Below are 15,189 nucleotides of genomic sequence, written 5' to 3' on the forward strand. Positions count from 1 at the left end.
GGTCGAAATCGCGGCAGTCGATCCGGTGAAGGTTTGGCTGAGGATCGGTGCCTTGGGGTGGAAGTCACTTCGGTACAGCGTCGCGCAGACCTGAGTGATCTTGCCAACGGTGACGATGTCGGCGAATTGGTCCAGTCCGTAGTGTTGGAAGGCAAATGGTCGGCTGGTTCGTGAAAACGTTTGCACTTCATCGAAGATGATCGGCACGCCCGCTTCCCGCAGTGGCTCGCACAATGCGGTGAAGAAATCGTGGCTGCCTGGGTAGTAGCCGCCTTCGCCTGCGATCGGTTCGGCCCAGAAAGCAGCGTGTTTTCCTGGATAGCGTTTGAGCAATCGTTTCAATTCCTCGACGGCCCATCGCTGAGATTTCTCGGGATGGTCCGGATGCAGGAAGGGCAAGTAGTCGACCTGGATCGCTTTGGGCAAGCCGTTTCGATAGGCGGGCCGGTCGGTCAAGGCTGCTAGCGCGATCGATCGACCGGCGAACGCATTGTCAAACGCGATGATTCGGTCAGCGGGTTGTCGGTGGTGGAAGGCGAGTTTCAATGCGTTCTCGTTCGCCATCGCGCCGCTGGTTGAAAGCAACACGTGTTCGAGCGGTGCTCCCGATTCGGAGGCGAGCGAGACGAGTCGCTGCATCATTTCGACACTGGCCGTGTTCTGCTGCAAGTTTCCCTGCATGACCGTGTCTTCGATCGCCGCATCAATGCTGGCCGAAACCAGATCCGAATTCGAGTGACCACCGCCGTGCACGCCGATTCCACCGATGAAATCCAGTTTGACGCTGCCGTCGGCCAGTTCGACGTAGGGACCGTTTCCGAGTCCGGACGCGAAATAGGGCCAGATGGGTGGGCCGCCTCGAGCGGAGGTGAACCCGTCGATCAGGGATTGGTAGCTCGCCGATTGGTCGGGATCGCGGGGCGAAACATCCGTCATGGAAGCGGAATGATCACGCATTGCTTCGGCAATCAATTGCTTGGCTTGTGCGATCCGGGGGTCCTGACGAAGTGATTCGGCGTGAAGCATGTTCAAAAGCGATTGGCGAAAACGGTATCAAACGCGGGGGATCCCCGAGCTACAACAGAGAGCACGCATCTTGGTTCCCGGTTCGGTTCTTGGCAATCGCTGCGCGACGATCGTTGCCGATCAGGGCGGAAAAAACTAAGCTCTGCGGATTGAATTCTGTTCCGCCACTTGTCTGCCAAACTGCATTCCCATGCCTCAGCCTCGCGTTCTTGTCCTGCGTGCTCCCGGTACCAACTGCGATGTCGAAACCGCCCATGCCTTTGAGTTGGCCGGTGCGGTCGCCGAACGCGTCCACGTCGGGCGATTGATGGAAAACGCGGCTTTGGCGAGCCGCTACCAAATCCTCTGTTTGCCCGGTGGATTCAGCTACGGCGACGACATCGCGGCCGGCCGAATTTTGGCGACTCGGATGCGTCGGCACCTGGGTGACCTGATGCATCACTTCGTCGACAGCGGCGACAACTTGGTGCTGGGGATTTGCAACGGGATGCAGGTGCTGATGCGGTTGGGCGTTTTGACCAGCGGCGTCGGGCAATTGCAAACCGCGGGCGGACCCGCTGAATCGGCAGACGACTCCATCCCGCCCGCCACTTTGACCTGGAACAATCACGGTCGATTCGAAGACCGCTGGGTGAACTTGGCCGTCGACAAAACGCCATGCGTGTTCCTGCGAGACATCGAACAAATGTATCTGCCAATGGCTCACGCTGAAGGCAAGTTCATCGCCCGCGACGCGGAGGTGTTGGAAGAGCTGCGATCGGCCGGGCGACTGGCTTTGCGATACTGCGAGCCATCGGGCGAGATCCAATCCGAAACGTTGCCGTTCCCGATCAACCCCAACGGTGGTGATGCCAACGTGGCGGGAGTGTGTGATGCCAGCGGCCGCGTGTTCGGTTTGATGCCGCACCCCGAGCGACACATTGATCCGACTCAGCATCCGTTTTGGACTCGTCGTAAAGAGCAACCTGAGCACGGCGAAGGATTGCAGATGTTCCGAAACGCGGTGGAGTGGTTTGCTTGAGCGAGCCCGTGGCGCCCGTCGAAGAGTCGGAAACCCGGTTCGCGTTTGGCAAGAACTGGGCGTCGTTTCTGGATCGGTTTGACACCGAAAGGTTGCAGCACGCGACGGCTTCCTTGAAGACGCTCTTGCAGGTGGAATCACTTGCAGGCAAACGGTTTCTCGACATTGGATCTGGCAGCGGTCTGTTTTCTTTAGCGGCTGTTTCGATGGGTGCCGAAGTCGTCAGCATGGATTTGGACGATGACAGCGTGGCTTGCACTCGAGAGCTTCGCGAGCGAGCGGTCACGGAGGATCCGGCTGTGGCTGAGCAATGGCAGATCCAACAAGGCTCGGCGCTCGATGCGGAGTGGTTGACTTCGCTTGGAGCATTTGATGTTGTCTACAGTTGGGGAGTGCTTCATCACACCGGCCAAATGAACGCGGCGATCGAGGCAACCTCATCAGTGGTCGCACCTGGTGGTCAGTACGCGATTGCTATCTACAACGATCAAGGTGGAGGGAGCCGGCGATGGTTGCAGATCAAGCAAGGTTATCATCGCCTGCCTGCATTTTTACGTCCGGCGTATGTCGTTCTGGTCGCAGGTTGCTACGAAGTGAAGTTCGCACTCGCGAGGCTGGCCCGAGGACGCAACCCGCTGCCGTTCGCAGATTGGCGAGCGAAGAAGTCTGACCGCGGCATGAACGCCTGGCATGACTGGGTCGATTGGATTGGTGGCCTCCCGTTTGAGGTCGCCAAACCAGAAGCCATTATCCTTCCGCTGCGTGAAAAAGGATTTGTGCTCGACAACCTCACAACGGTTGGATCCGGATGGGGATGCAACGAGTACGTGTTTCGACGTTGCAAATGAGGCGACGGAATCATCGCCGTAGGCCATTCTCACATGGCGATGGTTGTTGCCCGGACGATTTACCTCGTCAATGACATGCCCAACCGCGAACACGCCTCGCTTTGTTCCCAAGCATCGGCGTGGACGCCATGTGGAACATGGCCTACCGATTTACGATTCGTCGGAGAGCGGACTGCGAGAGGGAATGAGCAAGCCCGCGGCGATGAATGCAAATTGGGTGGCAAAGAAGATCGCTAGGTTGCGAAGCATGCCTTCGGTGAAGCCATAACTGTGCAGACCGATGCCCAGTTCGTTGGTGCCGAACCAGCTCCAAGCCGTGATGATGTTGCCGCCGATCGCCAAGATGGCAAACCCGCGTGCCTTCACCATGCCGTCCCAGCGAGCGTGGAGCATCAATGCGTTCCAGATCACGATCAAGAGCGCACCGTTTTCTTTTGGGTCCCAGCCCCAGAAGCGACCCCAGGAATCGTCGGCCCAAAGCCCGCCAAGCACGGTGCCGATGAAGCTGAACAGAATGCCAAAGCAAGAGGCTCCGTAAACACAGCGATACAAATCGCGACGGGCTCGGTCGCTGGCGTTGATCCAACCAGAGATCAAATACCCAATGCCGAGCAGGCCGGCGACAAGCGTTGCAACGTATCCGAGTGAAACGCTGATCACGTGCGTGCTGAGCCAGAACTGAGTGTCCAGAACTGCTTGCAGCACGCCCATCGTTTCGGCTTGGCCAACGTTCAGCGTCAGGTTGTAAGCGACTCGCAAAGTCATCATGCCAGCAACGGCGGCAAGCATGTTGCCGGTGCCGTAACGGAAAATTCGTTCGACCACCAAGCCGAATAGCACGGCTGCCCAGCCGATGAAGATCGCCGATGAGTAAAGGTTGATGACGGGAGCACGACCGGTGATGTAGACGCGAGACAGAATCACGATCGTGTGAATGATGAACGCGATCGCGATGGTTCCCCAAACCGCGTTGCCCAACCGAGGTGAATCCACCGCGAAGTAGATCAACCCCAAGATGATCGCCAGGATATAGAGCCCCGTTGCAATCGCGGTTGGGTTAGCGGCACCCAGCCATTGTTCCAGCGAAACGGCAAAGTGGTCGTAGCCGGGAATGTTGTAGGCTTGGACTGCGGTCAAGTGGTCGTCGAGAGCTTGGTTGAACGCAGCAGGATCGCCCTCGCCATATTCTCGAATCAATTCACCGAAAGTACGAATGCCAGGTTGGCTGCTTTTCGGAGCGATGCCGTTCTTGGCCATGTCAAAGAATGCGGGGGCAAAAGCGGTCCAGTCGGCTTGCTGTTCGCTGTCGGTGGCCTGTTCCATTGATGGTGGAATGATCGCCGGAGCCGGCATTTGAGCCAAGCTATTCATCTGACGCTCAAGTTGGCGCAAAGCGAACAATTGCCGCGTTTGTTCGCTGGTTCCTTCGGGAAAGAATTCTTCTGGAATGTCTTCTGGCACTGGCAAACGCATCGCGGCGGCGGCAACGGTGTATTGCCGGGTTCGCATGTCCAGTTCAATCGCTTTCTTGTCCTTGAAGTCTTGATCTAGAGATTCTTTCTCCCGAGCGTCCTTCACCATCTTTGTGAATCGTTCGAGGTTTTCGCCAATTTCGTCCAGCGAATAGAGTTTGCTTTCACGCCGGTCCAGATCCAGTTCGGCTCGAATTTCTTCGGCATCGATGCGGAACATGGGCAGGTAACGCAGCGCCGGTTCGTCGACGGCAACCTCCATCAACCACTGCACCGCCGACAGCTTTTTCGTTTCAACTCGATCTTTGATTTCGCTTGGGGCAGCATCCAGTGGCAATGAATCCTTGTTAGTCATTGCTTTCATTGTCTGCCGCGCATAAGCGTCGAGCGGCATCACTCGGCCGCCGTACTGCACTGGCACTTGGCCAAGAGCTGCCAAGTCAAATTCGCTGGCTCGGTCAACCGGTTTCAATTTGTTCTTCAGAGAGACGCTTGGAGCAAGAATCACCGTCACCAGCGCCGCGACGGCGGCGAGATACACGATGACGGGCAAGTTCTTCCGCGATGCTGGTTCGGCAGTGACCTCGATGCCTTCGGAGAACTTCGAGGTGCCTTCTGATTTCTCACTGCCAAATTCGGCCAACGCTCGTTCGTTTTCACGTCGTCGGCGAGAGATGAATCGAGTGAGTGTTCCCCAGAAGTGAACCAACATTCCAAGTCCGGTGATGCTGCACGCGACATAGGGAATCAGCCACCCCGAGTTGCGGACAACTTGAATTCCGGTCAGCTCTTTTCCACCGGGAAGCGGTGTGTAATTGGATTGATAGAACGTTTCGCCGCGATAGCGAAGCGGGTTGTTCATCCAGACCCTTTCTTTGCGGTCTTCGCCCGTTTCGCTGTCGACGATGCGAATGAATGATGAGTAGTCGCGAGGTGTGTCGGTGTTGCTGTAGTTGACTCGTCGAACGTCTTCGAGCTGAACCCAGTAAGGTTTGACTTCTCGGTGTAAACGCAGTCCGATCTCGTATTCTTTGCCGCCCACGGTGATCGAATCGAACGTATCTTTCGACGTCCCGTCTGGTACTAACATTTCGCGATCATTGATCGACTGGCTAACCAAAAAGACTCCGAGTGATTTGTCCGATTCTGGATCAATCAACTCGACGTAAGCGGCGGGCAAATTCATTGCCATATCTGCGCCGCCTGATTTGGGACGTTCAATAGCGGAGACTTCTAGGCCAATTCCCTTGGTGGCGGGAGCGTCATCCTGGTGATCTTGGATTCCCGCATTCTCAAAGTATTCGAGCACCTTGATTTTCACGGGAAGCGAATCGTTTTCGATCGTTGATTCTCTCGAAGCAGCAGCGGCCAATCGTTGAGCGGGAACGGCAACGACATTTTGAATGTCATCTTCGGTGTGGATGAACTGAAGTTCGATTTCGTCCAAGTTCACAAACGTGTTGGTGGATTGACCTTCAACGAGACTGAGGCGTTGTTCCATTTGGCGGTCACCAAAAGCGAACTGGCCTACCATCAACAATCCAACACCGAGATGCAGCAGCACGTTTCCGCCCTGTTTGCCAAACGCCAATTGGCATCCAACCAACATGATCAAACCGGCGCCCACACCCTTGGCGAGTTGCCAGACGATGCGAAGTCCGGGATCGTCGATGCGAGTTCCGGTAAACAAGCAATACAGCACGGTCAGCCCCAACGCTACGGTAGCGAAGTAGGTTAGCCATCGCAGGATAGGAAGTTTGACGGAGGATGCCGCCATGCCCATCGCAACGGTTCCGATCGCCAAAACCGCCATGACGACCGCCCACAATTGATCGTAGGAAAGCCAACTGGGCGGCGTGCCTTGCAGTCCATCATCATTGTGTCCGGTAAAGACAATCAGTCCGGCAACCAGAATGCCCGCAACCAAAAATGCCAGTCCGGCGGCCAAGCGACCGCCGCTGGCTTGTAATCGGAACCGAGTAATCTTGGCCGCGATCAGATTGACCATCAGCAGCATCCCGATCATTGCTCCGCCGGGAAACGGCAAGATGCCTGGGATCGGTTGGCTATGACGGTAGAAGGCTTGAGGGAAGAAGTCATCGAAGTGCAACGGAGCGATCCAAGAAAGGAAGTACCGTTGCTTGACCTCCTGCATGTTCATTTCGTCTTGAGCCAATGTGCCCACGAGCACCAGCACGATCGACATTGCAAACAATGCGACGGTGAACTTCAGCGACCCAGCCAACGCGAGAAATCGTGAAGGGGCTAGCCAATCCGTGATGGATGAGACGCGATCGTCAGTGGCGTGGGTATCGTTGGTGACGGATGCCATCGAATGACTCTTGTAAGGGTGGGTCGCCAAATGAGCGGCGGGCAGGGCAGGGCGTGTGCTTTGAAAGTCAGTACTTCAAGGACTTCAAAAAACTTCGCATCGCTTCGTCTTGATCCGCGATCACGTCGGCCGGACCAACCATCTTAATGAACAGACTAAAATCGTTTTCGAGCGGCACGATCGTCGCGTCGATCGAAGTCGCCTGGCTGTCTTCATCTTTGGGATGAAGAATAAACCGCTGGGCATCGCGTCCGGCAACGGTCAACTTTTCCGCCGATTCGAGGGCTTGGTCAACATCGGCGTCGTCGGGCTGGCCGCCTTCGACTTGTCCCATCCATCTCGCCACGTTGCCACGCAAATCGCCACCGGCGGTGATAACGGTGATCTCGGCGGAGGATTCTTCGGGGCCAGCATTGAACGCCGCCATCCGCATCATGCTCATTCGCCCATCACGCCATCCTTCGGGACGATCGAAGTCGAGAGCCGGGTCCGATTTGGGGGCGTCATCGCTGGCGGACTCTTTCGGAAATGCCTTTTCTTTTGCCGCCGGCATGGATGCGCCACTGGCTTTGGCTTGTTCAATTGCTTCCTGTGCATCGCGTGGCAAACCAGCGTGCGGATCAGCCGCCGCATCCGCGGTTCCACCCCCATTGGGGCCGCCAGCCATTGATGCAAATGGAGCTCCGCCTGCCATCATTGGCGGCCCGGAGTCCGAGGCTTTTCCAGTGACATCGACCCATATGGCAGGAACGTCGGCGAACTCATCCAATTCCAAACCTGACCAAGTCATGGTTTCTGCTGAGGCCCATTCTTTTTGGCTTTCGGCGAGCCCGACTTGCTTTCGCCATCGGTTGACATTCATGACAACCAGTTCCGACCAGTCGTCCATTCGTGTGAGCTGCGAAACGCTTAGGTCGAGTTGCTGAACAGGCGTGTTGATGTCGAAGGAGGCGAAACGCATCGTTCGGGCGGCACCCTTTCGCCAGTCCGAAGGGACAGAATCCAAATTGGGTTTGCCGTCTTCGAACTCGATGTTTTCGACGAATTCACGGAAGGTGTCGTCGATCGAGTCGACGGCCGATTCACGGCCCATGATTTTGAAGAACCACGCTTGGTCCTTTTGCGGCAAAATTGCAGCGATCATGCGAGTGTCTTCGGCAGCCAAAACCGCAGGCATCTTCGTTGGCACCTGGTACGTGATGATCGGCGCTTCTTGCGAGCAACCGGCCAGGACGCTCAGCAATCCGACGCACCAGAGGCTGGCGAGGATCGGGACGCATGACGTCCAGCGGGAATCAGGCATGCGACAAATGGGGGACGGCATAGGTGGGACGACGAAGAGAGTGGGGAGGCGGGGAGCAGCCGTGAAAGGACGCTGTGAAACTGCCAGAAGCGGGCCGTTTCAACAGGAACGCAATTTCAAATCCGGCATCCATCATGGTGACCGATTTTCACGCAAATCCAAGATCAGATTAGCTGCTATCACTATTGAAACGCGGCTGCGACCCGAATTGTTCTCACCGCGAAGTCGATGGGCCGCTCGGGGGAGGCGATTTCGACCGACGGAAGCGACAAAGCGTCGCGGGCGGGGGATGGATACCGTTTTGTGGCGGTTTCGAGTGGGTAGCTGGAAATCAGCGGAGTCCCGCTGCGGGAACGTGCGGCAGGTCAGCGAATATCGCCTGATTTGCAAGCCATTCAGGGCGTTTTCATTCCGCCGCGACCCGGACGACGACGCCTTTGAAAGCCGGTGTCTTGCTCTGTGGGTCGGCGTAGCGGGCGACCAAGACGTTCGACTCGGGGTAGTACATCAAAGCGTTGCCCGGACGGATTTTCTCATAACCTCTCGCCAGAATTCCGGGCATCGATCCGATTTCATTTTCCACCGTCACACGTTGATCGTGAGTCAGTCCGAGTCGTTGCAGGTCATCAGGATTCATCAGGATGATGTCCCGGCGATCTTGGTTCCGGTACAGGTCTTCTTCTTCATAAACGACCGTGTTGAATTGGCCCTCGCTGCGAACCGTCATCAATCGCAGTTCGTTTTCGCCGGTGCCTTTCAAATCTGGAATCGAATGGCAATGCAAAACCGCTCGCCCGTCCTCGGTACCGAATTGAGGTTCGTAGAACGTACGCCCATCGATCTGGAACTCTTCTTTGGTTTTGTCGATCGAGCTGATCTTTCCGTAGCCAGGTACAACCCGCCCGATCCAATCTCGGATCGTGGATGTGTGATGCATTTGTTTCCAGTCGATGCCTTTTGCATCGGGAAGCAAACGTTCGCCCAGTGTCGCGATGATTTCGACTTCGCTGCGAGGTCCCGGCAATCGTCGAGGACCACCGTCGCTCAACCTGACAAAGTTGAACATGGATTCTTGCGTCGTGGGTTCGGGTTCTTCATCCCGAGCGAGGACGGGCAAGATGATCGTTTCCTTGGCGAGCCCGTGAGCATGTCCCGTGTTCATCGTGGTGTTCATCATCACGTTGAGATCGAGATTTGAAAGAGCTTCGCCGGCGAAGGTTGCATCCGGGTTGGAGCCAAACAGATTGCCGCCCAAGCAGAACCCGGCTTTGATCTTTCCCGACGCGGCGTCTTCCATGCAGGCGAGTGTGTCCAGACCTTCGGTCGTTGGAAGCTCGACACCGAACTGTTCTTGCAACGCGTCAAAGATTTGTTGTTTCAATTTGGGCGTGACGCCAACGCTGCCGATGCCTTGCACGTTGCTGTGACCGCGAATTGGCATCAGCCCGCTGCCCGGACGTCCAACCATGCCGCGACACATGGCGAGGTTGGCGATCGCCTGAACGTTCTCGACACCGTGAGCGTGGTGAGTGATTCCCATCGTCCAAGAGAACACGGCTCGTTCGCTCTTGGCATACAAAGCCGCGATGGATTCCATTTCGGAGCGGTCGATGCCGGATTTGCGTTCGAGTTCTTCCCACTCAAACGCGTCCAACGCGGCGAGGTAGTCTTCGTGACCGTTGCAATGTTGCTGCAAAAACGGCAGGTCGATTTGGTTGGTCTGGTGCAGCGATTTCGCGATGCCCCATAGCAACGCTAGGTCGCCACCAATATGCGGCTTGATGTAATGCGTCGCGACCTTGGTGCCTTTCAGCAACGAGATCGGATCGCTTGGAATTCGGAACGTTACCAATCCCGTTTCTTCCACCGGGTTGATCACGATGACCTTTCCACCGCGGCGGCGGACGTGCATCAAGCTGGTCATCAATCGCGGGTGGTTGCTGGCGGGGTTACCACCAATCAAAAAGACGCAGTCGGATTTTTCGAGGTCCTCAAGCTGAATCGTTGCCGTGCCACTGCCAACACTGCTTTGCAGTCCAACGCCGCTGGCTTGGTGGCAATAGAAACTGCAATTGTTGACGTTGTTGGTGCCGTACACGCGAGCGAGCAGTTGCAACAAGAAGCCCGCTTCGTTGCTGCTACGTCCGCTGAAGTACCAAAACGTTTCTTCAGGTGACAACGAGGCGAGTTTGCCCGCGATGGTGTCGAAGGCCTCTTCCCAGGTGATCGTTTCGTAGTGCGAGTCACCTTGTCGGTAGCGAACCGGATGGATCAGTCGGCCCAGATGCTCCAGTTCGCGGGGAGTCATCGCCGCGAGTTGTTCAATGGTTGTCTTCTTCCAAAACGGCGGTTCGATCCCGGGCTGCATGTCCGCGACCATGGCCTGCAAGCTTTTCTTGCAGACTTCGGGGAAGGAGCCCGTTTCGTTAACCATGCCGCCTTTTTGGCCCCCCATGCCGACCGCGCAGGTCTTGCAAGAGTTTCGAGTTCGCATGGCTTTGTAGAGCTTCCAAACACTGCCGGTCTCACGCCCTTTTTTGAACGTGTACCAAATTGCTCGAAAGCCACCGCCACTGCCAACTTTCATCGAATCATCTTTCAAGACCGAGGGAGAAGCAAGGAATCACGCCGAGTCGGGCAAGTACCATTCATCCAGCAAGGATTGCAGGGTTTCGACCTTCTCGGGCTGTTGATCCGCCAGGTTCTGATTCTCGTGCGGATCCTTCACGACATTGTAAAGCTCCGGCGATTCCCCTGACATGCGTTTTGATGGATCGATCAACTTGTAATCGCCTTGGATGACCCAGCGGTACTGCAAACTGGGCGACGGATCGTCCATGTGTTGAATGTCGTGTTCGAAAATCTCTCCATAGATTGCGTCCCGCAGTTCCACTTCATCGGAATCCAAGACGTCAATTCCTGGCAACCCTTCGGGGACTTCGAACCCGAGAAGCTTTTGCGTGGTCGGAACAACATCGATGGTGGATGCCAAAGTCGTCGTGTCCATTCGCGGTTCGATCACACCGGGCAAACGGTACATGATCGGGGTGCGGGTGCCGCCTTCGTTGGGACTGCGCTTGCTGCGAGGTGCGTATCGACTGGCGTCGGTTTGGTTGATCCATCCGTTGTCGGTGACGTAAACGACGAGCGTGTTTTCGGCGAGCGAATGTTTGTCGAGCAGACCTAGCAGTTCGCCGCAGGTTTCATCGAACCACTCGCACATCGCCCAGTATTTGGCCATCGGCAAGGAGTCGGTTTTGTCTCGATATTTTGCAAGCAAACGTTCTGGTGGATTGTGCGGCGTGTGTGGCAAGAACGGTGCGTACCACAAATAGAACGGTTGTTTCTTGGCTTGAGTGTCAGCCAAGAATTCATCGATGACTTGCATGCCTTCTCGACCGATCTTCAATCCGTCATCGCCGTGGCGACCGTCGCGGGTGAAGTCAGCATGGGTCATCGCATCGGTGAAGCCAGCACGCGATGGTTTGCCTTCCCACCACTTTCCGGTTTGCAAACTGCGGTAACCGTGGCGAGCGAGCAGTTCGGGATGGCAATCCAATTTGTCCACATGTTGCAGGTAGTCCATTCGGTTTTGGACGTACGCTGGTTGATTGTGCGGTGGCCGACGCTCGCCGTTTTGCATGCCCGACCACGGAGGATCGTTTCCGACAATTCCATGTTGGTGTGGATAGAGTCCACTGATGATCGTGGCAAGCGATGGGCGGCATAGGCTGACCGGCGAATAGCCGCGGGTGAACGTCAGGCTTTCTTTTGCCAGCCGATCCAAGTTGGGCGTCTGGATGTGGGGATGGCCCATGAAGGAGTAATCCGTCCACGCCTGGTCATCACTGAGAATGACAACAACGTTGAGCTGATCATCTTGGGCGAATACTGGCTCGCTAAACGACAGGGCGAGACAGAGTGCTGGCAATGCCAGCAGCAATCGGTGGGGAGCGTTCATGATGGGTAGGACATGATGGAGGTGGGAAGTTACTTTTCCGAGAAGTATTCCTTCGGAAAAGCGGCTTGGGGAGATTGGTTCTTATCGCGAAGTGGAAACCGTGGGCCATGATCTTCCAGCAATGGCATCTCCATGCCGGTGCTGTTTTTCAGTAGCTGCCACAGTTGCTGGTTCAACGATTCAACGCGATCAGCATACCTGGAATCATGGATCAGGTTTTGCATTTCGCCCGGGTCTGATTCGAGGTCGTAAAGCTCATCTCGATCCCACAATCCGTGGTATCGGATGTACTTGAAACGACCGCCAATGATGGCATGCAGCGTCGGTGTGTGGGGGTAGTTCCGTTCCCAGTAGTATTCGTAAAGCAACGTGCGATCATTCAGGGACGAGGCGTCCAATGCACAAAGAGCTTTCCAAACACTCTGCCCGTTCATGTTCTTCGGAGCGGAGGCGTTGGCGGCTTCCAGTAGCGTGGGAGCGATGTCGATGTTGCCGACTAAACCGTCAAATGGAACGCCCGCTGGAATTTTGCCCGGCGCGACGACCAGCAAGGGTACTTTGGCACTGGCTTCGTAAGCGGTGCGTTTGTCGATCAGCCCGTGGTCGCCAAATTGAAAACCATTGTCGCCCATGTAGACGACGATCGTGTTCTGATCGAGATCTTGCTGCTTCAAAAATTCGCGGAGCTGACCGACGGATTCATCCACCGCCAACAATGATTCGCAATAGCGTCGGTAGTAAACCTCGGGACTGAAGCCGGGCAGGTTGTAACCAAAATCAACTCCGTGGCGACTGTTGCGTTGGTTGCGGACCCACATGGGTTTGTTGCCAGCTTCCATCGCTTCGGTAGTCGGGATTTCGATCGGCAACGGTTCGTTGTCGTATCGGCCGCGATGCCGATCGGCGGGGACGAAATCCGCATGCACCGCTTTGTGGCTGACATACAAAAAGAACGGTTTGTCAGTATCACGGCTCTTCAGCCAATCGAGCGAATATTCGGTCAATTCATCCGTGATGTAGCCGCGTTGTGGAACGCGTTTTCCATTGACGTTGAAACCATCGTAGGTGGTTTGTGGGACCTCGCGAGTCGTCCCGTGACCATCGGGCCAATACGTTCCTTGTCCACGGAACGAGACCCAGTGGTCAAAGCCACGTTGAGGGTCGTCGATGTCGCCACCCATGTGCCATTTGCCGATGAACGCGGTTTGGTAACCGGCGTCTTGCAATGACTCGGGGAAGAAAACCAAGTTTGGGTCCACGGCATGATAGTTGTCGACCACGCGATGATTATGGGCGTACTGCCCGGTCAAAATTGATGCACGACTGGGGGAACACAGCGACGTCGTTACATAGGCTCGGCGGAGCATTGCGCCGTCGCGAGCCATCGTATCGAGGTGAGGCGTTTCCAAAAACGGATGCCCCGCGACGCCAAGACAATCAAATCGATGGTCATCACAAAGGATGAACAGGATGTTGGGCGGGGAATCGTTCGCCGTTGTGTGGGTTGGGATGACCCAAGCGGCGACCAGTAGCGAAAAGAGCCCAACCACGAAACGAATTCGCGATTGGGCTTCGTTGACATCAATTTGCATTGGGTTCAGGAGTCGATTTCGACGCGTTCACCGTGCTCATCACGGCAATCCACTTCCAGGTGTTCCGGGAACAATCCTTCGCTGCCGAGAATTTGAACGGTCATGTTACCGCATTCTTCCATCTCGCTGACTGTTCGGCGTTTCTTGTTGTTCAAGAATGCGGAAACCTCATCGTTGACGCGAACGGTGACTCGAACGATGTGCTTGTTCTTCACCGCCAACGCGAGCATGCGGACGACTTCGATCGACATGCTTTCGGGCGTCTTGACCAGTCCCCGGCCTTCGCAGCATGGGCAGTCCTTGTAGATGCTGCGTTTCAGGCTGGGGCGAATCCGCTGGCGAGTCATTTCGATCAAGCCAAACGGGCTGGTTCGAAGGATCTTTGTGCGGGCACGGTCGTTTGCCATCGCGTCGCGAAGAACGCGTTCGACTTTGCGACGATAGCTTTCTTTTCGCATATCGATGAAGTCATTGACGATCACGCCGCCCAAGTCACGCAAGCGAAGCTGACGTGCGATTTCCTTGGCCGCAGCAATGTTCAGACGGAACGCGTTTTCTTCCGCCGATGCGTTGCCGCGGAAGTTGCCGCTGTTGACGTCGATGGCCACCAAGGCTTCCGTCGGGTCGATCACGATGGATCCGCCGTCGGGCAACGCAACTTGGCGTTGGTTGATCTTCACGATCTCCTCTTCCAAGTTGTATTTGTGGAACAGAGGTCCGGGCCCGTCGTAGTATTTCAAACGATCGACGACGCGAGGCATGACCATCTTCAAGAAGTCACGAGCCTTTTCGTAGGACTCTTTTTGGTCGATCAAAATGTGATCGATGTCATCGCTGTAGATATCGCGAATGGTGCGAATGATCAGATCGCTTTCTTCGTAGATCTCGCCAGGTTCAGTCGTGTTTTCGACGCGGCGAACAATCGCTTTCCACAATCGCAACAAGTAGTCCATGTCGCGTTGCAGTTCGTCTTCGCTGCGGCCGGCACCGGCGGTGCGGACGATGAAGCCGAGACCCTTGGGTGGGCTGAGCGACAGCAAGCACTTTTTCAGACGCTTGCGATCGTCTTCGTCTTCGATCTTGCGGCTGACGCCAACGCGTGACAGCGCGGGCATGAGCACGAGGTAACGACCGGGGATCGAGATGTAGGTGCTGAGCGTGGGGCCTTTGTTACCAATGCCTTCCTTGATGACTTGCACCAAGACTTCGTCGCCACGTTTGAAGATCTCTTGGATCGGTGGTTTGTTGCGAGGGCGTCCGCCTTTGAACACACGCGTGCTGCCGCGACCTGATTCGCGATTTCGTTGAGCAGCCGCTTCGGCCATCTCGTCCGATTCCCGCATGATTTCTTCGGGATCGTAACCGCCTTGGCGGAAGTATTGCGGCTCGATGTCGCTGATGTGCAAGAAGCCGTTGCGGCCCACGCCAAAGTCGACAAACGCCGCTTGGATGCTGGGTTCGAGATTGACAATCTTGCCGCGGTAAATGTTGCCGGAGTAATTCTCAACGCTCTTCCGTTCGACGTATAGCTCTTCGAGTCGATTGTTCTCGACCACAGCGATACGGCTTTCTTCGGGCTGAAGCACGTTGATCAGCATTTCACGTTTCATCTAAGTCACCTTTTCTTCGGTGTG

Annotated in this window: 9 protein-coding genes; 2 read left to right on the forward strand and 7 right to left on the reverse strand. The window is 55.9% G+C overall.

The annotated features are described in order from the left end of the window. A partial coding sequence (locus tag RE6C_RS26355; RefSeq protein WP_008661598.1) for an aminotransferase class III-fold pyridoxal phosphate-dependent enzyme occupies positions 1 to 1,026 on the reverse strand: 1,026 nt, incomplete at its 3' end. Between the two features lie 190 nt (positions 1,027 to 1,216). On the opposite strand from RE6C_RS26355, the gene RE6C_RS26360 reads away from it, so the two are divergent. Together RE6C_RS26360 and RE6C_RS26365 are read left to right on the forward strand one after the other, a co-directional pair. After that, positions 1,217 to 2,047, forward strand: coding sequence for a phosphoribosylformylglycinamidine synthase subunit PurQ (locus tag RE6C_RS26360; protein WP_008661600.1), 831 nt, complete (start codon positions 1,217 to 1,219; stop codon positions 2,045 to 2,047). Then, positions 2,035 to 2,895, forward strand: coding sequence for a class I SAM-dependent methyltransferase (locus RE6C_RS26365; protein ID WP_039963533.1), 861 nt, complete (start codon positions 2,035 to 2,037; stop codon positions 2,893 to 2,895). Before RE6C_RS26360 ends, RE6C_RS26365 begins: the two co-directional genes overlap by 13 nt. Before the next feature lie 150 nt (positions 2,896 to 3,045). Here the strand turns inward: RE6C_RS26365 and ccsA are convergent, their stop codons facing one another. The 6 genes from ccsA to RE6C_RS26395 all read right to left on the reverse strand — a co-directional run bounded on the left by ccsA (position 3,046) and on the right by RE6C_RS26395 (position 15,165). Then, complete coding sequence (gene ccsA / locus RE6C_RS26370) at positions 3,046 to 6,699, reverse strand: cytochrome c biogenesis protein (protein WP_008661603.1); 3,654 nt, start codon at positions 6,697 to 6,699, stop codon at positions 3,046 to 3,048. Positions 6,700 to 6,766: 67 nt separating this feature from the next. Further along, positions 6,767 to 8,002, reverse strand: coding sequence for a hypothetical protein (locus RE6C_RS26375; protein WP_008661605.1), 1,236 nt, complete (start codon positions 8,000 to 8,002; stop codon positions 6,767 to 6,769). 406 nt (positions 8,003 to 8,408) lie between these two features. After that, the gene (locus RE6C_RS26380) at positions 8,409 to 10,604 is read right to left on the reverse strand and encodes an FdhF/YdeP family oxidoreductase (protein ID WP_008661606.1); all 2,196 of its coding nucleotides are present in this window, start codon (positions 10,602 to 10,604) and stop codon (positions 8,409 to 8,411) included. A 21-nt stretch (positions 10,605 to 10,625) separates the two neighbouring features. Continuing rightward, positions 10,626 to 11,963, reverse strand: coding sequence for a sulfatase family protein (locus RE6C_RS26385; RefSeq protein ID WP_008661607.1), 1,338 nt, complete (start codon positions 11,961 to 11,963; stop codon positions 10,626 to 10,628). 29 nt (positions 11,964 to 11,992) lie between these two features. Next, positions 11,993 to 13,555 carry a sulfatase family protein gene (locus RE6C_RS26390; RefSeq protein WP_008661608.1) on the reverse strand — a complete coding sequence of 521 codons (1,563 nt, stop codon included), beginning with the start codon at positions 13,553 to 13,555 and terminating at the stop codon, positions 11,993 to 11,995. A gap of 5 nt (positions 13,556 to 13,560) precedes the next feature. After that, the gene (locus tag RE6C_RS26395; protein WP_007328924.1) at positions 13,561 to 15,165 is read right to left on the reverse strand and encodes an Rne/Rng family ribonuclease; all 1,605 of its coding nucleotides are present in this window, start codon (positions 15,163 to 15,165) and stop codon (positions 13,561 to 13,563) included. Between the last annotated feature and the right edge of the window lie 24 nt (positions 15,166 to 15,189).

This window comes from Rhodopirellula europaea 6C (genome assembly GCF_000338295.1).
Taxonomy (GTDB): Bacteria; Planctomycetota; Planctomycetia; order Pirellulales; family Pirellulaceae; genus Rhodopirellula; species Rhodopirellula europaea.

Excerpts from the sequence above, each read along its gene's own strand:
- RE6C_RS26395 (WP_007328924.1), bottom strand. The coding sequence starts at position 15,165 with ATGAAACGTGAAATGCTGATCAACGTGCTTCAGCCCGAAGAAAGCCGT.
- RE6C_RS26390 (WP_008661608.1), bottom strand. The coding sequence starts at position 13,555 with ATGCAAATTGATGTCAACGAAGCCCAATCGCGAATTCGTTTCGTGGTT.
- RE6C_RS26375 (WP_008661605.1), bottom strand. The coding sequence starts at position 8,002 with ATGCCTGATTCCCGCTGGACGTCATGCGTCCCGATCCTCGCCAGCCTC.
- RE6C_RS26360 (WP_008661600.1), top strand. The coding sequence starts at position 1,217 with ATGCCTCAGCCTCGCGTTCTTGTCCTGCGTGCTCCCGGTACCAACTGC.
- RE6C_RS26385 (WP_008661607.1), bottom strand. The coding sequence starts at position 11,963 with ATGAACGCTCCCCACCGATTGCTGCTGGCATTGCCAGCACTCTGTCTC.
- ccsA (WP_008661603.1), bottom strand. The coding sequence starts at position 6,699 with ATGGCATCCGTCACCAACGATACCCACGCCACTGACGATCGCGTCTCA.